We start from the raw sequence: 19,439 nt of genomic DNA on the forward strand, positions 1-19,439 counted from the left end.
CGACCGGTCTCCGGTGCAGCGCAAGGGTGCGCGCTCGCAGTAAGGGATGGCATGTCCATATTCACCGACCTTGCTCACCAGTACATAGACGGCGAATGGCTGGCCGGCACCGGTTCGTGGGACATCATCGACGTCAATCCGTACAACGGGGAGAAGCTCGCCGCCATCACGGTGGCCACGGTCGAGCAGGTCGACCTGGCCTACCGCGCGGCCGAGCGGGCGCAGAAGGAATGGGCGGCCACCAGCCCGTACGCGAGACGCGCGGTCCTGGAACGCGCCCTGCGGATCACGGAGGAGCGCCAGAAGGAGATCGTCGAGGCGATGATCGACGAGCTCGGCGGGACCCGTCCCAAGGCCGAGTACGAGGTCCACCTCGCGATGGAGTTCCTGCGCGAGGCGGTGCAGCTGGCCATCCGCCCCGAGGGGCGCATCCTCCCCTCGCTGGTGCAGGGCAAGGAGAACCGGGTCCAGCGCCTGCCCGTCGGGGTCGTCGCCGTGATCAGCCCGTTCAACTTCCCGCTGTTGGTGACCCTCAAGTCGGTCGCCCCGGCGTTGGCCCTGGGCAACGCGGTCGTCATCAAGCCGAACCAGAACGCCCCGGTGTCCGGCGGCGGGATCATCGCCAAGATCTTCGAGGACGCGGGTCTGCCGGCGGGGCTGCTGAACGTCCTGGTCACGGACATCGCCGAGATAGGCGACGCGATCCTCACCCACCCGGTCCCCAAGGTGATCTCCTTCGCCGGGTCCGACCGCACCGGCCGGCACGTCGGAGCCGTCGCCGCCCGCCACTTCAAGCGGACCGTGCTCGAACTCAGCGGCAACAGCGCCCTGGTCGTCCTCGACGACGCCGATCTCGACTACGCGGTGGACGCGGCCGTCTTCAGCCGGTTCGTCTTCCAGGGCCAGGTCTGCATGGCCGCCAACCGGATCCTCGTCGACGCCTCCGTGGCCGAGGAGTTCACCGAGAAGTTCACCGCCCGGGTGCGCGCCCTGAAGACCGGCGACCCGCGCGAGGCCGACACCCACATCGGGCCGCTCATCAACTCCTTCCAGGCCGACGCGCTCACCGCGCTCGTGGACCGGGCCGTGGAATCCGGCGCGCGGGCCCTCGTACGGGGGTCTACGCGCGGCAACCTGGTCGAGCCGACCGTGCTGGCCGGGCTCCCGGAGGATTCCCCGCTGCTGACCCAGGAGATCTTCGGCCCCGTCGCGCTGCTCGTCGTCTTCGACGGCGAGGACGAGGCGGTGCGGCTGGCCAACGCCACTCCGTACGGGCTGAGCGGCGCCGTGCACACCCGTGACGTGGAGCGCGGGGTGCGGTTCGCCGGCCGCGTCGAGACCGGGATGATCCACGTCAACGACTCGACCATCGGCGACGAGCCCCTCACCGCCTTCGGCGGGGAGAAGGCCTCGGGCCTGGGCCGGCTGGGCGGAGAGGCCACCGTGGAGGCCTTCACGACCCAGAAGTGGATATCGGTCCAGCACGGTCGTACCCGGTTCCCGTTCTAGGTCGCCGGTCGCGGCCCCCTACACTCGGCCGGGCGTACGGCTCGCGTCCGGGGGAGATCAGGGTTGAGCAACATTCCGGAGACCGGCCGGACCCCTCGGGTCCAGAACCGGCTCGTCGTCATCCAGGTGGTCGTCTTCTCGCTGCTCCTCACGCTCGGCGGGCGGCTCTGGTACCTACAGGTGCGCAACGGCCAGGAGTACACGGACGAGGCGAAGAACAACCACGTCCAGCAGGTGATCCAGCCCGCCGTGCGCGGCTCGATCCTGGACTCGCGCGGGGTTCCGCTCGCCGACAACGCGACGCACCTCGTGGTCTCGGCCAGCCGCACCGAGCTGCTCGCCATGAAGGACAAGGGCAGGTCCGTCCTCACCCGGCTCGCCGGGATCCTGGGCATGGACCCCCAGGAGGTCCTCGACAAGGTCCGGCTCTGCGACTCCAAGACGAAGCAGCCCTGCTGGAACGGGTCCCCGTACCAGCCGATCCCGGTCAGTGACGAGGCCACCACCGAGCAGGCCCTGCAGATCCGCGAGCACCCCGAGGACTTCCCGGGCATCACCGCCGAGGCGACGGCCCTGCGCCGCTACGCCGGACCCGACCAGGCCAACACCTCCCAGGTGCTGGGCTACCTGTCGCCGGTCACCGACGAGGAGATCGTCAAGGCGAAGAAGTCGGACTCCCCGTACCTGCGGTCCGACCAGGTGGGGCGCTCCGGCCTGGAGCGCACGTACGACAAGGAGCTGCGCGGCAAGGCCGGCGTCACCCGCTACGAGGTGGACAACCTGGGCCGGATCCTCGGTCAGGGGCAGACGGACCCGGCGCAGCCCGGCTCGAACATCGTGACCTCGATCGACTCGCGGGTGCAGGCGGTCGCCGAGCGCGAGCTGAACGCCGCGATGATCGAGGCGCGCAAGGGGTACGACAGGAACACCCGCCGCAACTACGAGGCCGACTCGGGTTCCGTCGTGGTGATGGAGACGAAGACCGGCCGGGTCGTCGCGATGGCCTCGAACCCGACGTACGACCCCAACGCCTGGGTGGGCGGCATCTCCGCCAAGGACTACGCGGGCCTCACCGCCAAGGAGTCCAACTACCCGCTGCTGAACCGGGCGATCCAGGCGCAGGCGGCGCCCGGCTCCATCTTCAAGGTGGTCACCTCGGCGGCGGCGGTCAACGCGGGCTACCCGTTCAACCGGCGCTACCCCTGCCCCAGCGCGTACACGGTCGGCAACCAGACCTTCACGAACTTCGAGTCGCAGGGGCACGGCGACATCACCATCGGGCGAGCGCTGGAAGTCTCCTGCGACACCGTCTACTACGCCATCGCCGACCAGGAGTGGAAGAAGGACGGCGGCATCAAGCCGAAGAAGGACCCGAACGACTGGTTCCTCAAGACCGCCCACGAGTTCGGCCTGGGCAAGCGCACCGGCATCGACCTGCCCAACGAGGTGCCGGGCCGGATCCCGGACCGGAAGTGGAAGCAGGACTTCTTCGAGGCGAACAAGGCCGCCTGGTGCCGGGACGGCAAGAAGAACGGCACCTTCGCCGAGAAGATCGCCTACGAGAACTGCCGCCAGGGCAACCAGCTGCGCGAGGGCGACGCCATCAACTACTCGATCGGACAGGGCGACACGCTCGTCACCCCGGTCCAGATGGCCTCCGTGTACGCGGCCATCGCCAACGGCGGCACGATCCACCAGCCGAGCGTCGGCAAGGCGGTCATCAGCGCCGACGGCCGGTCGGTGCGGGAGATCGCGCCGAAGGAGCAGGGCAAGCTGCCGATGGACGCCAAGACCCGCGACGACATCGACGAGGCCCTCGCCGGGGTGGCCACCAACGGCAGCGCCGCCTGGCGCTTCGGCGGCTGGCCGCAGAAGCAGATCCCGATGCACGCCAAGACGGGTACCGCCGAGGTCCAGGGGAAGCAGACCACCTCGTGGTTCGCCTCGTACACGGCGGACTACTCGATCGTCATGACGATCTCCCAGGGAGGCACCGGCTCCGGCGCTTCGGGGCCGGCGGTCCGCAAGATCTACGAGGCCATGTACGGGCTCGACCCGACGGGCAAGCAGGACCTCTCCAAGGCCCTGCTCCCGCAGCCCGCGACGGCGCTGCCCGTGATCCGGCAGGACGAGCAGGGCCAGTGACGCGGGGCCGCTGCGGTGGCCGCGAGTTGAGGACAGAAGCTGACCGCAAGGCTCCGTAGCGTGGTTCTCGTCAGCAGGAGAAGAACCCCACGGAAGTAGGCGGTCGGCCATGGCTCAGGTTTCCACAGAGGTCCCCGGTGACGAGCGCGGGACGCTCCTCGCCTTCGTCGAGGCCCAGCGCGAGGGGCTGCGCGAGGCGGCGCGGGGTCTGACCGAGGAGCAGGCGGCGAGCCGGCCCACCGTCAGCGAGCTCTCGCTGTCCGGGCTGCTCAAGCACGCGGCCGGGTGCGAGCTCGGCTGGCTGCGGATGGCGCAGCGGCGCCAGGCCGAGGACGCGCCCGACGAGCAGTCCTGGAGCGACGGCTTCCGTCTGGTCGGCGGGGAGTCGATGCCGCAGGTGCTGGCCTTCTGGGACGGCGTCCGGCAGGAGACCGAGGCCTTCATCGGAGCCGTCCCGAGCCTGGACGACACCTTCCCGCTGCCGCCTGCCCCCTGGTTCCCGGAGAACGGCAAGGTCTCGATGCGGTGGATGCTGCTGCACCTGATCGAGGAGTACGCCCGGCACGCCGGTCACGCGGACATCATCCGCGAGTCCCTGGACGGGACGAAGGCCATGGGGTGAGGCGGGGCGCCCGACGGGGATGAGTAGCCTGGCCCGATGTCAGCGATTCGGCTCCTCGTCCTCGGTGCGGTCCGCCAGCACGGCAGGGCGCACGGCTACCAGGTGCGCAACGACCTGGAGTACTGGGGCGCCCACGAGTGGTCCAACACCAAGCCGGGCTCGATCTACCACGCGCTCAAGCAGATGGCGAAGCAGGGCGTCCTGCTCGCGCACGAGGTGGCGCCGAGCGCGGCCGGCGGGCCGCCGCGCACCGAGTACGAGGTGACGGAAGCGGGCCGCGAGGAGTACTTCCGTCTTCTGCGCGAGGCCCTGGCGGCCTACGACCAGAAGACGGACGTGCTGTCGGCGGCGATCGGTTTCATGGTCGACCTGCCGCGGGACGAGGTGTTGACGCTGCTGGGCGAGCGGTTGGCGAAGCTGGCGGGCTGGCGGTCCGCGGTGACCGATTACTACACGCCGGAGGGCGGCCCGGGTCAGCTCGGGCACATCGGCGAGATCATGCACATGTGGGTCCACTCGTCGGACGCCGAGGCCGAGTGGACCCGGGGGCTGATCGCCCGGATCGAGGAGGGGGCGTACTCCTTCGCGGGCGAGGGCGGCGACCCCTTCGTGGGAGTCCTGGCGGACGGCCGGGAGAACCCCTATGCGGAGCAGCAGGCTCCGGACGACGGCAAGTAATCAAGTTTGACTAACCCGCGAGGCGGGCATAGCTTTGCCGATCCAGCTAATCAAATTTGACTAATGAGGAGCGGTCTTGGCGATCTCCGTCGAAGGAGTGCACAAGAGGTACGGGGAGAAGCGGGCCCTCGCCGGGCTCGACCTGGAGGTGGCCGCCGGGACGGTCCACGCGGTCCTCGGCCCCAACGGCGCCGGCAAGACCACGGCGGTCCGGGTGATGAGCACCCTGCTGCGGCACGACGAGGGCGTGGTCCGGGTGGCGGGACACGACGTGCGCGAGGACCCGGCGGCCGTCCGCGCCCGCATCGGACTGCTCGGCCAGCACGCCGCCCTCGACGAGCAGTTGGACGGGCGGCAGAACCTGGAGATGTTCGGCCGCCTCCACCACCTGGGCTCCCGGCGGGCCGGCGCGCGGGCCGACGAGCTGCTGGCCCGCTTCGAACTCGCCGACACCGGCCGCAAGCCGGTCGCGCGGTACAGCGGGGGCATGCGCCGCCGGTTGGACCTCGCGGCGTCGCTGATCACCGACCCGCAGGTGCTGTTCCTGGACGAGCCGACCACCGGACTCGACCCGCGCGGCCGCGCCGAGGTGTGGGGCGCGGTCCGCTCCCTGGTCGGCGGCGGCACGACCGTCCTGCTGACCACCCAGTACCTGGAGGAGGCCGACCGGCTGGCCGACCGGATCTCCCTCGTCGACGCCGGTCGGGTGGCCGCCGAGGGCACGGCGGACGAGCTGAAGGCCCGCGTCGGGTCGGACCGGATCGTCGTCGTCCTGCGGGAGGCGGCGGACCTGGCCCGCGCGGCGGCACTCGTACCGCACCCGGACCCGTCCACGGACCTGGACGCGCTGACCCTGAGCTTCCCCGTGGCGGACCGGATGGCGGGCCTCACCCGGACCCTGCGGGCCCTGGAGGAGGCGGGCGTCGAGGCGGCGGACCTCTCGGTGCGCCGCCCCACCCTCGACGAGGTCTTCCTCCGGCTGACGGGCACCCCCGCAGCCGCCGACGCCGGTACCGACGAGAAGGCCGAGGTGGCCGTATGAGCACGCCCTGGGTGGTCACGGACTCCTGGACGATGACCCGCCGCGAGCTCGCGCACTGGGCGCGGCAGCCGGTCCAGGTCATCGTCGGGCTGGTCTTCCCGGTGATGATGCTGCTGATGTTCGGCTTCCTCGTCGGCGGCGGGCGCGGCATCGACGGCGAGTACGTCGAGTTCCTGGTGCCCGGCATGTTCGCCCTCACCATGGCCTTCGGCCTGGAGGCGACGATGACGGCCGTCACCCAGGACCTCGGCAAGGGGGTCATCGACCGGTTCCGCGCGATGCCGATGTCCTCGTCGGCGGTGCTCGTGGGCCGCAGCGCGGCCGACATGCTCCAGTCGGCGCTGGGCCTGGCCGTCCTGGCGGGCGTCGGCCTGCTGCTCGGCTGGCGCCCGCACGGCTCGGCGGCGGCGGCGCTGACCGCCTTCGCACTGCTCCTGCTGCTGCGCTTCGCGATGCTCTGGATCGGGATCTTCCTCGGCATGGTCGCGGGCCGGCCGGAGCTGGTCCAGGCCGTGCAGATCCTGGTGTGGCCCGTCGGCTTCCTGTCCAACGCGTTCGCCACCCCGGAGTCGATGCCCGGCTGGCTGGGCGCGGTGGTGGAATGGAACCCGATGTCGGCGACGGCCACCGCGGTGCGCGACCTGTTCGGGAACCCGGCGGGCGCGGCGTCCTCCGCGCCGTCGTGGGCCTCCGAGCATGCGGCCCTGCTCGCCGTCGGCTGGCCGCTGCTGCTGTTCGGCGTGTTCTTCCCGTTGGCCGTGGCCCGTTACCGGGGCCTCGGAAGGTAGGCCGCGCGGCGGACTTGCACCTCACGCGGCGTGAGGTCCCACAGTGAAGGGCGTACCCAACCGATCGAAGGAGCGGGAAGCGATGGGCTGGTCAGTGGGTCAGGTCGCCGGGTTCGCCGGAGTGACGGTGCGCACGCTGCACCACTACGACGAGGTCGGGCTGCTCTCCCCGAGCAGCCGCAGCGGGGCGGGGCACCGGCGGTACGACGACGCCGACCTCGACCGGTTGCAGCGGATCCTGTTCTACCGGGAGCTCGGTTTCCCGCTCGACGAGGTCGCGGTCCTGCTGGACGACCCGGATTCGGACCCGGAGGAGCACCTGCGCCGGCAGCACTCCCTGCTGTCCGACCGGATCGCCCGGCTCCAGCAGATGGCCAAGGCCGTTGAGCACGCCATGGAGGCGAAGAAGATGGGCATCAACCTCACGCCCGAGGAGAAGTTCGAGGTCTTCGGGGACTTCGATCCCGACGAGCACACCGAGGAGGCGGAGCGCCGTTGGGGCGGCACCGACGCCTACCGGGAGTCGACCCGCCGCACGGCCTCGTACACCAAGGAGGACTGGCAGCGGATCCAAGCGGCGGCAGCGGACATCAACGCCCGGTTCGCCGCCCTGTTGGACTCCGGGGCGTCCGCCGAGGCCGAGCCGGCCATGGACCTCGCGGAGGACCACCGGAGCTGGATCAACGGCTCCTACTACTTCTGCACGTACGAGATCCACACCTGCCTCGGCGAGATGTACGTCGCGGACGAGCGGTTCACGGCGTACTACGAAGCCGTCCGTCCGGGTCTGGCCGTTTTCGTCCGGGACGCGATCCTCGCGAACGCGATCCGGAAGGCGTAGCCGCCCGGTCGCCGGCAGTTCGCCGCAGGGCCGCCGCACAGTGCGCACACCGTCCCCGCAGGTACCTGGAACCTGGCGGTGGCGGTGTGCGTTCATAATTGGAACCACCCGTCATGCCCCGCATCCCCGCTGCCCCCCTCGATCCAGGAGAGCCCGGAACTCGTGTACACGCTTGCGCTCGGCCCTGAGTGGCTGTCCCCGGACTATCTGATCGGGGAGTTCGGCCTGATCGGAATCCTGATCATCGTCTTCGCCGAATCGGGACTGTTCGCGTTCCTGCCCGGCGACTCCCTGCTGTTCACGGCGGGCCTGTTCGTGGCGAGCGGCAACATCAGCCAGCCGCTGTGGATGGTCTGCACGCTCATCGTGCTCGCGGCCGTCATCGGTGACCAGGTGGGCTACCTGATCGGCAAGCACTTCGGGCCGAAGCTCTTCAACCGGCCGAACTCCCGGCTGTTCAAGCGCGAGAACCTCGACGCCGCGCACGACTTCATGGAGAAGCACGGCCCCAAGGCCATCGTGCTCGCCCGCTTCGTGCCGATCATCCGCACCTTCGCGCCGATGGTCGCCGGCGCCGGCGCGATGAAGTACCGGACCTTCCTGACCTACAACATCATCGGCGGCGTGCTGTGGGGCGCGGGCGTCACCACGCTCGGCTACAAGCTCGGCCAGTTCGACGTCATCAAGAACAACATCGAGCCGATCTTCATCGGCATCGTGCTGGTCTCGATCATCCCGGTGATCTTCGAGGTGCTGAAGGCCCGCAAGAACAAGGCGAAGTCCGCCGCCTCCGGTCCCGCGCAGGGCCTCGGCGCCCCCGAGGACCCGCAACCGCGCGGCCGCCACGCCAAGCGCTGACCGCCCGTACGGACGCACGCGAACGCCCCGGGGACCCGAGAGTCCCCGGGGCGTTCGTATGCCCGCAGGCGGCCGCCCAGCCTCCTCCCGGCGCCGGAGCGCGGCGGAGGGCGCCGGAGGGCGTCGGGGGAAGGCGGAGGAAGGCGGGGGAGGGCGGGGGAGGGGGTCAGAAGCCGCGGGTGCGCTTCGCCGCCCGGCGCTTCGCGGCGCTCTCCGCGCCCGGGATCCGCATGAACAGGCGGGAGGTCTCCGACCCGAGGTTGACGCCGACCGCGATGGCGAGCGCGATGGCGGCGGCGTTGGTGAGGGAGGCCAGCCCCGCGTCGAGCCGGTTCTCGGCGATCGACAGCAGTCCGAAGTACGTCGCGGAGCCCGGCAGCAGCGGCCCGATGGCGGCGGTGACGTACGGCAGGGCCGAGGCGAACCGGTAGCGGGAGAAGAGCTGCCCGAAGAGGCCGACCAGGCCGGCCGCGATGGCCGTGGACGGCACCGGGGGCAGCTCGGCCGCCTGCAGCGCCCCGTAGGTCACCCAGGCGACCCCGCCGTTCAGCGTCACGATCAGCACGGTGGAGCGTTCCTGCTGGAGCAGGATGGCGAAGGTGAACACCAGGACCATCGAGGCCAGGATCTGGATGATCGGCCGGGAGGGGATCTGGAGCACCTCGTCCGGGTTCGGCTCGGCGCCGAACTGCAGGCCGACGTAGAGGACGACGAGCACGCCCACGATGATCCCGATGAAGAGGTACATGACCTCCAGGAGGCGGGCCGAGGCGGTGATGTAGAAGCCGGTCAGGCCGTCCTGCACGGCCGCGACCAGGGCCCGCCCGGGTAGCAGGGCGAACAGCCCACCGGTGATGACCGCGGACGCGCGGACGTCGATCTCGGCGATCTTCAGCGCCACCCCGATCGCGGCCGGCGGCATCGCCGCGACCACGAACTGGTAGAACTCCGGCAGCCCGCGCCCGGCGCAGAACCAGGCCAGCCGGTCACCGAGGACGGCGCCGAGCACGGCGCAGAAGAACACCGTGACCCCGCCGCCGACCAGCGTCGAGGCGGCCCCGGCGAGTAGTCCGGCGGCGGTGGTGAGCACCCAGCCCGGGTACGGGTGGCGGTTGCGGCGGATCTCGGCGAGGCGGCGGTAGGCCTCCTCCAGGGAGATCTCCACCTCGTGCGCGCTGATGTCGTCCACCAGCCGGAAGACCGCCGCGAGCCGCGTGTAGTCCGTACCGCGCCGGCGCACCGTGCGGTTGGCCGAGACGGGATCGTCGACCAGGGAGGGCTGGTGGGTGATGGACAGCAGGGTGAAGGTGACCGTGGGCTCGCAGCGGTCGAGGCCGTAGGACCGGGCGACGGCGAACATGGCCGCCTCGACGTCCTCGGCCCCCTCGCCGCCCGCGAGGAGCAGTTCGCCGATGCGCAGCGTGAGGTCGAGCACACGGCCCACCGCGGGCCCGCTGTCGCTCTTCTGCACGGGCTCGGCCACCGGACGGACGTCCACCGGCATGCGCAGCATGACGCGCATGCGGTCCTGCCAGGGCGATTCCTTCATCCGGGAGCCGGGGAAGCCGGCGCTCATGCCGGGGGTGTACGCCGGTGGGGAGTGCTGGGCGCTGTAGGTGGCCGGCGCGGCGAAGGCGGAACCCTCGGGCTCCACCGGCAGGGCGGCCAGACCGTCGGGGACGGTGAACTCCGACGTCGGCTGCTCGTCCTCCGGGGACTCCGACGCGATGCCGCGCGGCGGGGTGAAGGCGCTGCGCGCCTCGTCCGACTTCGGCTTCCGGTCCTCGAACCCGGATCCTTCGGCCTCCGCCACGCGTCCTCCCGTCCTCGCCGGTTCCGGCTCGGACCCAAGTATGCGGAATCGTTTACTCCCCGGCGAAAGCGGACGACCATCCGCCACTTAGGTCGCCGGAGCGGCGGGCGACCCTCGGCCGGCCGGCGGAGTTCCCCGTCGGCGCTCCGCCGGTCCTGCGGCGCCCCTGCGGCGATCCTCCGGCGGCGCCGCACCGGCCCCTGACACGACGAACGGGCGGCACCCCCGGAAGGGGTACCGCCCGCGGTCACGTCAGCCGCTCGGCGCAAGGCGCCGACGCGATCTCACCGAGCGGAGCTCAGTGGTGGCCGCCCTGCGCCTCCAGGCGCTTGTACGAGGCCTCGATCTCGGCCTCGGCCTCGGTGCGGCCGACCCAGTTCGCGCCCTCGACGGACTTGCCGGGCTCCAGGTCCTTGTAGACCTCGAAGAAGTGCTGGATCTCCAGGCGGTCGAACTCGGAGACGTGGTGGATGTCGCGCAGGTGCTCGACACGCGGGTCCGAGGCCGGCACGCACAGCAGCTTGTCGTCGCCGCCCGCCTCGTCCGTCATGCGGAACATGCCGATCGCGCGGCACTTGATGAGGCAACCCGGGAAGGTCGGCTCGTCCAGGATGACCAGGGCGTCCAGCGGGTCGCCGTCCTCGCCGAGGGTGTTCTCGACGAAGCCGTAGTCGGCCGGGTAGCTGGTCGAGGTGAAGAGACGACGGTCCAGACGGATCCGGCCGGTCTCGTGGTCCACCTCGTACTTGTTCCGCGAACCCTTGGGGATCTCGATGGTGACGTCGAACTCCACGTCCTGCTCCTCCATGATCAGCTTCATTGCTTCGAGACTGCATTTGATTCAACCGCGCGCGCGTCCGGCCCCGCCTGCGGGGTGGGCTGCCATGCTCGCGGCAAGACGCAGTGGTTAAGTGTCCCTCACGCATATGTGTGATCGCGAAAGGGGCTGGTCCGAGGTGCCATTGGCCAAGACGTGGCAGCTCATCGCGGGGTCGGCCGTGGCCGGCCTCGCCCTCTCGGCGGTGACGGTGGCATCCGCCGGGCCGTGGGACTCCGGTCAGCGTAAGGCCGAGCGGGACAGGGCCGCCTCCTGGAGCCGTGCGGGTGGCACAGATCACGTCGCCGGTCCGGGTCTGCCCGAGCCCGCGGCCAGCGCCCCCGGCGTCCTCCCCGGCATCGGCCCGTCCGCCCCGGCCGGCGACCGCCCGGCCTCCGCCCCCGGCGGGTCCGAGGCGCTGGCCCGGGTGCTCGGGCCGCTGCTCGCCGACCGTGCGCTGGGCACCGTCCGCAGCGCCTCGGTGATCGACACCGCGACCGGCCGGGTCCTGTACGAGTCCGCCCCCGGCGAGGCCATGACCCCGGCCTCCACCGTCAAGATCGCCACGGCGGTGGCCGCGCTGGCGGCCCTCGGCCCCGAGCACCGGATCCGCACCACCGTGACCCCCGCGGCCGAACCCGGCCGGATCGTCCTCGTCGGCGGCGGCGACCCCTCGCTCACCGCGAAGAAGAAGAGCCCCGCCGGTTCCGGAGGCAGCCTCGTCGCCCTCGCCGCGGACACCGCGCAGGCCCTCAAGGCCGCCGGCACCGACACCGTCGCCCTCGGCTACGACGACTTCCTCTACCCCGGCGCGGTCCGCCACCCGATCGGCCGCAACGACAACATCGCCCCCGTCACCGCCCTCACGGCCGACGAGGGCCGCCCCGACGACTCCGTCTCCGGCCCCGTCGAACGCAGCGACGACCCCTCCGGGGACACCGCCCGCGCCTTCGCCGGCCTGCTGCGCGAACGCGGCATCAAGGTCACCGGCGAACCCGCCCGGGTCAACGCCCCCGCCGGCGCCCAACCGTTGGCCGCCACCCACTCCACCCCGGTCGCCGGCCTCGTCGAGCGGATGCTGACCCACAGCGACAACGACATCGCCGAAGCCCTCGCCCGCCAGACCGCCGTCGCCGCCGGCGCGCCCGCCGGCTTCGAGGGCGCCGAGAAGGCCGTCACCGACAAGCTGGCCTCCCTCGGCCTCGACGTGAACGGCTACCGCTTCGCCGACGGCAGCGGCCTCAACCGCGCCGACAAGGTCAGCACCCGCCTCCTGACCGGACTCCTCGCCAAGGCCGCCGACCCCCGACACCCCGAACTGAGACCGGCCCTCACCGGCCTGCCCGTCGCCGGATTCACCGGCACGCTGCGCTCCCGCAACGCCGGAACCTCCCCGGCCGCGGGCCTGCTACGGGCCAAGACGGGCACCCTGACCGGCGTGAACTCCCTTGCCGGCACCGCCGTCGACCCCTCCGGCCGGCTGCTGGCCTTCGCCTTCCTCACCGCGGGCGCCCCGGACGGTCCCGCCGCCGAGAAGGGCCTCGACAAGCTCGCCGCCGCGGTGGCCACCACCCCGTAGGGGGTCCGCTCCGGCGCAGGTCCACGTACGGTTTACGCATGACGAGCATCGGTGGAGCGGAGATGGTCGACTGGAACCTCGCGGTGGCGACCGCGACCCGGCTCGTGCGGCCGGGTCCTGAGGTCAGCCGCGACGAGGCCCGGGCCGTGGTGGCGGAACTGCGCCGGCACGCCAGGACCTCCGAACAGCACGTGCGCGACTTCACCCGGATGATGGCCGCGCTGCCCGACGGCGGCGCCTCCGTCCCCGACACGCCCGTCCTGGTCGTCGACCGGGCCGGATGGATCAAGGCCAACGTGGCCGGCTTCCGGGAACTGCTCGGACCGCTGCTCGGCAAGATGCAGGAACGCCGCGGCGCCGGCCCCGGCGGCGCCGTCCTCGGAGCCGTCGGCGGCAAGGTCACCGGCGTCGAGCTGGGCATGCTGCTGAGCTTCCTGGCCTCCCGGGTCCTCGGCCAGTACGAGACCTTCGCGCCCGGCGGCCTCGACCTGCCGGGCTCCGCCGCGACCGGCGGCCGGCTGCTCCTCGTGGCCCCCAACATCGTGCACGTCGAGCGCGAGCTGGAGGTGAACCCGCACGACTTCCGGCTGTGGGTCTGCCTGCACGAGGAGACGCACCGTACCCAGTTCACGGCCGTCCCGTGGCTGCGCGCCCACCTGGAGGGCGAAATCCAGACGTTCCTCGGCGCCACCGAAATGGACCCCTCCACCGTCCTGGAACGGCTGCGCGAAGCGGTCCAGTCCTTCGCAGGCGCCCGCCCCGAAGCCGAGAACGGCGACGAGGGCCGCTCGCTCGTCGAGCTCGTGCAGACCCCCGAGCAGCGCGAGGTGCTCGGCCGGCTCACCGCCGTGATGTCCCTGCTGGAGGGGCACGCCGACTTCGTCATGGACGGCGTCGGCCCCGAGGTCGTCCCCTCCGTCGCCGAGATCCGGGAGAAGTTCCAGCAGCGCCGGGCCAGCGGCGCGGGCCGCCTCGACGCGGCCCTGCGCAAGGTCCTCGGGCTCGACGCCAAGCTGCGCCAGTACCGCGACGGCGAGCGGTTCGTCCGGGCCGTCGTCGGCCAGGTCGGCATGGACGGCTTCAACCGCGTCTGGACCTCGCCGAACACGCTGCCCACCAAGGCGGAGATCGCCAAGCCCGCCGACTGGGTGTCCCGGGTGCACGGCAAGGGGAACGAGGGAAGCGAAGGAAGGTGACACAAGGGGCGTGAAGATGTCCCACTGGGGGAAGCAGCGTCACCCGTCCGAGGGACCGTAGGCCGTGGAAGGGCGTGCGATGCTCGGGGAACGGCTCGGTTCTGTCACCATCGACGCACTCTGAGTGACAACCCGCGACTTCCGGGGTTTCCTCCGCGGCCCTCCCGTCGCGGACCTCCGGACAGCGCGTCGGGCACCACCGAGCAGCACCCCCGCACCACCCCAACGCCTTTGAGCATCCGAACTCCACGAAGGGCACCGGACATGGGTCCCCATCCTGCGGTCGCGGCGATACGCCTGGCGGTCCGCCGCGTACTCCACGACGTCCTCACCGACCTCACCGACCGTCCCGCCGACCGTCGCACCCCGGACGGCGCCGCGCCACTCGTCCTCGTCGCCTGCTCCGGCGGCGCCGACTCCATGGCGCTCGCCTCCGCCCTCGCCTTCGAAGCCCCCAAGCTCGGCATCCGGGCGGGCGGCATCACCGTCGACCACGGCCTCCAGGCCGGCTCCGACCTGCGCGCCGCCGAGGTCGTCACCCGCATGACCGCCCTCCGCCTCGACCCGGTGGAGTCCGTGGCCGTACGCGTCGGCCGTGACGGCGGACCCGAGGCCGCCGCCCGTGACGCCCGGTACTCCGCGCTCGACGAGGCCGCCGACCGGCTGGGCGCCGCCGCCGTACTGCTCGGCCACACCCGCGACGACCAAGCCGAAACCGTCCTGCTGGGCCTCGCCCGCGGCTCCGGGATCCGCTCCCTGTCCGGCATGGCGGAGGTCTCGGGAGGGCCGGGCCGCACCAAGCGCTACCGCCGCCCCTTCCTCCAGATCGACCGGCAGACCGCCCGCAAGGCCTGCATGGTCCAGTCCCTCCCCGTCTGGGACGACCCGCACAACATCGACCCGGCCTACACCCGCTCCCGGCTGCGCCACGAGGGACTGCCCGCCCTCGAGAAGGCGCTCGGCAAGGGAGTCGTCGAGGCGCTCGCCCGCACCGCGCAGCTCTCCCGGGACGACGCCGACGCCCTGGACGCCTGGGCCGCCGACGCGGAGACCGGCGTACGCGACGCGGACGGCCGCCTGGAGTGCGCGAAGCTGTACGCCCTGCCCCCCGCCGTCAGGCGCCGCGTGCTGCGCAGGGCCGTCGTCGCGGCCGGATCCCCCGCGGGTTCCCTGTTCGCCCGCCACATCGAGGAAGTCGACCGCCTCATCACCGGTTGGCGCGGTCAGGGCGCCATCAACCTGCCCGGCCGCGTCGAGGCCCAGCGGCAGGGTGGCAGACTTGTCATTCGGCAGGGCTGATTGGCGCTCGAAACACGGCTGAGTCCTCCGGGGGCACCCCCGGAGCCCCGGCCGACAACGAAAGTGATGCGGGTGGACGAGAAGGACATGGGCAGCGACCTCCAGTCGGTGCTCATCACCAAGGAAGAGATCGACGCGAAGCTGGCCGAGCTGGCGGCGAAGATCGACGCGGAGTACGCGGGCAAGGACCTGCTCATCGTCGGTGTGCTCAAGGGCGCGGTGATGGTGATGGCGGACCTGGCGCGTGCCTTGTCCACCCCGCTCACCATGGACTGGATGGCGGTGTCGTCCTACGGCGCCGGGACCCAGTCCTCGGGCGTGGTGCGGATCCTCAAGGACCTGGACACCGACATCAAGGACAAGCACGTCCTGATCGTCGAGGACATCATCGACTCCGGTCTGACGCTGTCCTGGCTGCTGTCGAACCTGGGCTCGCGCCAGCCGGCCTCCCTGGAGGTCGTCACGCTGCTGCGCAAGCCCGACGCCGCGAAGGTCGCGATCGACGTGAAGTGGGTCGGCTTCGACATCCCGAACGAGTTCGTCGTCGGCTACGGCCTCGACTACGCGGAGAAGTACCGCAACCTGCCGTTCGTCGGCACCCTCGCCCCGCACGTCTACGGCGGCTGACGCGCTTCCCCTGGCAGCGTCCGTCGCGTCCGCCGCGCACCTCGTGCCCGGCGGCCGTGGGACCCGCTCCCGACAAGACCGCAGGGAAACCTGGGGAACCTCGGGGCGATTCCCGCCGTTGGAGCATGGGAAGGCGGGTCTGTCAGCCGTCCCACGAGGCCGCGGGTGACAATACAGGGGTACATTCCGAAGAACAGTCTTTACTCAGAGCAGCATTTACCTACGGGCAGGAGGGACGGGGTGCCTAGCGCCCCGTATGGATGGACGTGAAGCGATACTTCCGTGGGCCGGTCATGTGGATCGTGCTGGCCGTCCTCGCCGTGGTCGTGTTGATGAACGTCGTCGGCTCCGGCGGCGGCTACAAGTCGGTGGAGACCAGCGAGGTCATCAAGGCGATCAACAGTGGCCAGGTGGACAGCGCCAAGCTGACCACCGGCGACAGCCAGATGATCAAGATCGAGCTCAAGAAGGACCAGAAGCTCGGCAACAACGACGGCACCAAGTTCCAGGCCAACTACATCGGGGATCAGGGCGTACAGCTCGCCCAGAACCTCCAGACCAAGTACGAAGCCGGTCAGATCCCGGACGGATACTCCGTCACCCCGGACAAGACCAGCCCGTTCCTGAGCGTGCTGCTCTCGCTCCTGCCCTTCGTCCTCATCGTCGTGGTCTTCCTGTTCCTGATGAACCAGATGCAGGGTGGCGGCTCCCGGGTCATGCAGTTCGGGAAGTCCAAGGCCAAGCTCATCACCAAGGACACCCCGAAGACGACGTTCGCCGATGTCGCGGGTTCGGACGAGGCCGTCGAGGAACTCCACGAGATCAAGGAGTTCCTCCAGGAGCCGGCGAAGTTCCAGGCCGTCGGCGCCAAGATCCCCAAGGGCGTGCTGCTGTACGGCCCGCCCGGCACCGGCAAGACCCTGCTGGCGCGCGCCGTCGCGGGCGAGGCCGGTGTGCCCTTCTACTCGATCTCCGGTTCCGACTTCGTCGAGATGTTCGTCGGTGTCGGCGCCTCGCGTGTCCGTGACCTGTTCGAGCAGGCCAAGGCCAACGCGCCGGCGATCGTCTTCGTCGACGAGATCGACGCCGTCGGCCGGCACCGCGGTGCGGGTCTCGGCGGCGGTCACGACGAGCGCGAGCAGACCCTCAACCAGCTGCTCGTCGAGATGGACGGATTCGACGTCAAGGGCGGGGTCATCCTGATCGCCGCGACGAACCGTCCCGACATCCTCGACCCGGCGCTGCTGCGCCCCGGCCGTTTCGACCGGCAGATCGCGGTCGACCGCCCGGACATGCAGGGCCGTCTGGAGATCCTGAAGGTTCACCAGAAGGGCAAGCCGGTCGCCCCGGACGTCGACCTGGGCGCGGTTGCCCGGCGCACGCCCGGCTTCACCGGTGCCGATCTGTCCAACGTCCTGAACGAAGCGGCCCTGCTGACCGCCCGCTCGGACAAGAAGCTGATCGACAACCACGCCCTGGACGAGGCGATCGACCGCGTCGTGGCGGGCCCGCAGAAGCGGACCCGGATCATGTCGGACCGGGAAAAGAAGATCACCGCGTACCACGAGGGCGGACACGCCCTGGTCGCGGCGGCTTCCCCGAACTCCGACCCGGTCCACAAGATCACGATCCTGTCCCGCGGTCGGGCCCTGGGTTACACCATGGTCCTGCCCGACGAGGACAAGTACTCGACCACGCGCAACGAGATGCTCGACCAGCTGGCGTACATGCTGGGCGGGCGCGCGGCCGAGGAGCTGGTCTTCCACGACCCGACGACGGGCGCGGCGAACGACATCGAGAAGGCCACGGCCACGGCGCGAGCCATGGTCACGCAGTACGGCATGACCGAGCGTCTCGGCGCGATCAAGTTCGGCGGCGACAACACCGAGCCGTTCCTGGGCCGCGACATGTCGCACCCGCGGGACTACTCGGAGGAGGTCGCGGCGCTGGTCGACGAAGAGGTCAAGAAGCTCATCGAGACCGCGCACAACGAGGCCTGGGAGATCCTGGTCGAGAACCGGGACGTCCTGGACAACCTGGTCCTCGCGCTGCTGGAGAAGGAGACGCTGAACAAGGAGCAGATCGCCGAGGTCTTCTCGACGATCGTGAAGCGTCCGGCCCGTCCCGCGTGGACCGGCTCCTCCCGCCGCACCCCTTCCACCCGTCCGCCGGTGCTCTCTCCCAAGGAGCTCCAGCTGACGAACGCCGCCAACGGCATCTCGGCGGCTTCGCCGGCCGTGTCGGTGGAGAAGGACCCGGAGCCCTCCCCGGAGGAGCGTCCGGAGGCCTGATCAGGCCCCGAATGGATGCCGCGCCCCCCAGGTTCTAGCCTGGGGGGCGCGGCACTTTCACGTGGCCGTGTGCGCACCACAGGAACGAGGATGAGATGACCGACCCAGTGACCCTGACCGGTGGCGAGGGCACGATCGGCGAGTTCGACGAGAAGCGCGCCGAGGCGGCCGTCCGAGAGCTCCTGATAGCCGTCGGCGAGGACCCCGACCGCGAGGGCCTGCTGGAGACCCCGGCGCGGGTGGCGCGGGCCTACCGGGAGATCCTGGCGGGTCTGCGGCAGTCGCCGGAGGAAGTGCTGACGACCACCTTCGACCTCGGCCACGACGAGATGGTGTTGGTCAAGGACATCGAGATCGTTTCGCTGTGTGAGCACCATTTGCTGCCGTTCCACGGTGTGGCGCACGTCGGCTACATCCCCGCGGAGTCGGGCAAGATCACCGGCCTGTCCAAGCTGGCCCGGTTGGTCGACGTCTTCGCCCGCCGCCCGCAGGTGCAGGAACGACTCACGACTCAGATAGCCGACTCGCTGATGCGGATCCTCGACGCCCGCGGCGCCATCGTCGTCATCGAGGCCGAGCACATGTGCATGTCGGTGCGGGGCATCCGCAAGCCGGGCGCCAAGACCCTCACCTCCGCCGTGCGCGGCCAACTCCGTGACCCCGCGACCCGCAGCGAGGCCATGAGCCTCATCGTGGCCCGCTGAGCGTGCCCCCGGGGCCCCGCCCCTCTACGCCGGAGGCGGCCACGACGGCCGGCCGCCCGCCGGGCGGACACCGGTGGCGGCTGCACGGCGTGTTCCACGGGGCCGCCGTGCCGGCCGCCCCTGCGGCGGCTCAGGCCGTTGCCGGGGCCTTGCCGGGGTCCTCGTCCTCCGGGAGCTTCAGGACGTGCTCCAGGAACAGGGCGGCGGCGATGACGGCCGCGCCCGCGAGGACGGAGCCGCCCGCGTACCAGGCCTGGTCGCGGCGGGCGGGCACGTCGAGGGCGTCGGTCAGCAAGAACACCCCGACCCCGCCGTACATGCCGGCGACCAGGGCCGCGACGAGCGCGCTGGCCTGCCCGAAGACCACGGCGCGGGCCGCCATCAGCGGCTCCACGCCCTTGGCCCCCGGGCGGCGCTCGCGCTGGGCCTTGAGCCGGGAGCGCATCGACAGGGCCGTGGCGAACAGGACGGCCGCGATGACGGCCAGCACGATCGGGGCGGCCAGCGGCACGCCCGGCAGGCTCCCGTACGCGTTCCACAGCCGGGCGCCCGCCCAGGACAGAATGCCGGCGATCACGAAGGTGCCCGCCAGGACCGCCGGCCTCAGTTGCTTCACTTGCCCGTTCCCCA

The 19,439-nt window shown here is 71.0% G+C and carries 17 protein-coding genes; 14 read left to right on the forward strand and 3 right to left on the reverse strand.

The window, feature by feature from the left end:
- Positions 1 to 51 precede the first annotated feature (51 nt).
- The 8 genes from ACFY0I_RS36830 to ACFY0I_RS36865 all read left to right on the forward strand — a co-directional run bounded on the left by ACFY0I_RS36830 (position 52) and on the right by ACFY0I_RS36865 (position 8,483).
- Positions 52 to 1,509 carry an aldehyde dehydrogenase family protein gene (locus ACFY0I_RS36830; protein WP_388903992.1) on the forward strand — a complete coding sequence of 486 codons (1,458 nt, stop codon included), beginning with the start codon at positions 52 to 54 and terminating at the stop codon, positions 1,507 to 1,509.
- 63 nt (positions 1,510 to 1,572) lie between these two features.
- Positions 1,573 to 3,654, forward strand: a complete 2,082-nt coding sequence (gene mrdA, locus ACFY0I_RS36835) for a penicillin-binding protein 2 (RefSeq protein WP_388903993.1) — start codon at positions 1,573 to 1,575, stop codon at positions 3,652 to 3,654.
- A 109-nt stretch (positions 3,655 to 3,763) separates the two neighbouring features.
- Entirely contained in the window at positions 3,764 to 4,276 is a 513-nt protein-coding gene (locus tag ACFY0I_RS36840; RefSeq protein WP_388903995.1) for a DinB family protein, read from the forward strand.
- 36 nt (positions 4,277 to 4,312) lie between these two features.
- Positions 4,313 to 4,954, forward strand: coding sequence for a PadR family transcriptional regulator (locus ACFY0I_RS36845; protein WP_388903996.1), 642 nt, complete (start codon positions 4,313 to 4,315; stop codon positions 4,952 to 4,954).
- A gap of 76 nt (positions 4,955 to 5,030) precedes the next feature.
- Positions 5,031 to 5,996, forward strand: a complete 966-nt coding sequence (locus ACFY0I_RS36850; protein ID WP_388903997.1) for an ATP-binding cassette domain-containing protein — start codon at positions 5,031 to 5,033, stop codon at positions 5,994 to 5,996.
- Positions 5,993 to 6,784, forward strand: a complete 792-nt coding sequence (locus ACFY0I_RS36855; RefSeq protein ID WP_388903998.1) for an ABC transporter permease — start codon at positions 5,993 to 5,995, stop codon at positions 6,782 to 6,784. Before ACFY0I_RS36850 ends, ACFY0I_RS36855 begins: the two co-directional genes overlap by 4 nt.
- An 82-nt stretch (positions 6,785 to 6,866) precedes the next feature.
- Complete coding sequence (locus ACFY0I_RS36860; protein ID WP_388904000.1) at positions 6,867 to 7,625, forward strand: MerR family transcriptional regulator; 759 nt, start codon at positions 6,867 to 6,869, stop codon at positions 7,623 to 7,625.
- A 162-nt stretch (positions 7,626 to 7,787) separates the two neighbouring features.
- A complete protein-coding gene (locus tag ACFY0I_RS36865) occupies positions 7,788 to 8,483 on the forward strand; it encodes a DedA family protein (RefSeq protein WP_388904002.1) in 696 nt (231 codons plus the stop codon).
- 166 nt (positions 8,484 to 8,649) lie between these two features.
- Here ACFY0I_RS36865 and ACFY0I_RS36870 read toward each other — a convergent pair whose 3' ends face one another.
- Positions 8,650 to 10,296: a threonine/serine exporter ThrE family protein gene (locus ACFY0I_RS36870; protein WP_388904003.1), complete on the reverse strand. Its 1,647-nt coding sequence runs from the start codon at positions 10,294 to 10,296 to the stop codon at positions 8,650 to 8,652.
- Positions 10,297 to 10,594: 298 nt separating this feature from the next.
- A complete protein-coding gene (locus ACFY0I_RS36875; RefSeq protein WP_008742522.1) occupies positions 10,595 to 11,089 on the reverse strand; it encodes an inorganic diphosphatase in 495 nt (164 codons plus the stop codon).
- A gap of 133 nt (positions 11,090 to 11,222) precedes the next feature.
- Here ACFY0I_RS36875 and dacB point away from each other — a divergent pair, with 133 nt between their 5' ends.
- The 6 genes from dacB (at position 11,223) to folE (ending at position 18,809) form a co-directional block, all read left to right on the forward strand.
- A complete protein-coding gene (gene dacB, locus ACFY0I_RS36880) occupies positions 11,223 to 12,692 on the forward strand; it encodes a D-alanyl-D-alanine carboxypeptidase/D-alanyl-D-alanine-endopeptidase (RefSeq protein ID WP_388904004.1) in 1,470 nt (489 codons plus the stop codon).
- Positions 12,693 to 12,730: 38 nt separating this feature from the next.
- Entirely contained in the window at positions 12,731 to 13,888 is a 1,158-nt protein-coding gene (locus ACFY0I_RS36885) for a zinc-dependent metalloprotease (protein ID WP_388904006.1), read from the forward strand.
- A 264-nt stretch (positions 13,889 to 14,152) separates the two neighbouring features.
- Complete coding sequence (gene tilS / locus ACFY0I_RS36890; RefSeq protein WP_388904007.1) at positions 14,153 to 15,187, forward strand: tRNA lysidine(34) synthetase TilS; 1,035 nt, start codon at positions 14,153 to 14,155, stop codon at positions 15,185 to 15,187.
- Between the two features lie 66 nt (positions 15,188 to 15,253).
- Complete coding sequence (gene hpt / locus ACFY0I_RS36895; protein WP_030158549.1) at positions 15,254 to 15,814, forward strand: hypoxanthine phosphoribosyltransferase; 561 nt, start codon at positions 15,254 to 15,256, stop codon at positions 15,812 to 15,814.
- A gap of 260 nt (positions 15,815 to 16,074) precedes the next feature.
- Positions 16,075 to 18,105: an ATP-dependent zinc metalloprotease FtsH gene (gene ftsH, locus ACFY0I_RS36900; protein ID WP_388904009.1), complete on the forward strand. Its 2,031-nt coding sequence runs from the start codon at positions 16,075 to 16,077 to the stop codon at positions 18,103 to 18,105.
- 95 nt (positions 18,106 to 18,200) lie between these two features.
- A complete protein-coding gene (folE, locus tag ACFY0I_RS36905) occupies positions 18,201 to 18,809 on the forward strand; it encodes a GTP cyclohydrolase I FolE (protein ID WP_281209749.1) in 609 nt (202 codons plus the stop codon).
- A 130-nt stretch (positions 18,810 to 18,939) separates the two neighbouring features.
- Here folE and ACFY0I_RS36910 read toward each other — a convergent pair whose 3' ends face one another.
- Positions 18,940 to 19,425 carry a DUF3180 domain-containing protein gene (locus ACFY0I_RS36910; RefSeq protein ID WP_388904010.1) on the reverse strand — a complete coding sequence of 162 codons (486 nt, stop codon included), beginning with the start codon at positions 19,423 to 19,425 and terminating at the stop codon, positions 18,940 to 18,942.
- Between the last annotated feature and the right edge of the window lie 14 nt (positions 19,426 to 19,439).

It is taken from the genome of Streptomyces sp. NPDC001568, assembly GCF_042893755.1.
Taxonomy (GTDB): domain Bacteria; phylum Actinomycetota; class Actinomycetes; order Streptomycetales; family Streptomycetaceae; genus Streptomyces.

Excerpts from the sequence above, each read along its gene's own strand:
- ACFY0I_RS36840 (WP_388903995.1), top strand. The coding sequence starts at position 3,764 with ATGGCTCAGGTTTCCACAGAGGTCCCCGGTGACGAGCGCGGGACGCTC.
- ACFY0I_RS36845 (WP_388903996.1), top strand. The coding sequence starts at position 4,313 with ATGTCAGCGATTCGGCTCCTCGTCCTCGGTGCGGTCCGCCAGCACGGC.
- folE (WP_281209749.1), top strand. The coding sequence starts at position 18,201 with ATGACCGACCCAGTGACCCTGACCGGTGGCGAGGGCACGATCGGCGAG.
- dacB (WP_388904004.1), top strand. The coding sequence starts at position 11,223 with ATGTGTGATCGCGAAAGGGGCTGGTCCGAGGTGCCATTGGCCAAGACG.
- tilS (WP_388904007.1), top strand. The coding sequence starts at position 14,153 with ATGGGTCCCCATCCTGCGGTCGCGGCGATACGCCTGGCGGTCCGCCGC.
- hpt (WP_030158549.1), top strand. The coding sequence starts at position 15,254 with ATGCGGGTGGACGAGAAGGACATGGGCAGCGACCTCCAGTCGGTGCTC.
- ACFY0I_RS36885 (WP_388904006.1), top strand. The coding sequence starts at position 12,731 with ATGACGAGCATCGGTGGAGCGGAGATGGTCGACTGGAACCTCGCGGTG.
- ACFY0I_RS36855 (WP_388903998.1), top strand. The coding sequence starts at position 5,993 with ATGAGCACGCCCTGGGTGGTCACGGACTCCTGGACGATGACCCGCCGC.
- ftsH (WP_388904009.1), top strand. The coding sequence starts at position 16,075 with ATGGACGTGAAGCGATACTTCCGTGGGCCGGTCATGTGGATCGTGCTG.
- ACFY0I_RS36860 (WP_388904000.1), top strand. The coding sequence starts at position 6,867 with ATGGGCTGGTCAGTGGGTCAGGTCGCCGGGTTCGCCGGAGTGACGGTG.
- ACFY0I_RS36830 (WP_388903992.1), top strand. The coding sequence starts at position 52 with ATGTCCATATTCACCGACCTTGCTCACCAGTACATAGACGGCGAATGG.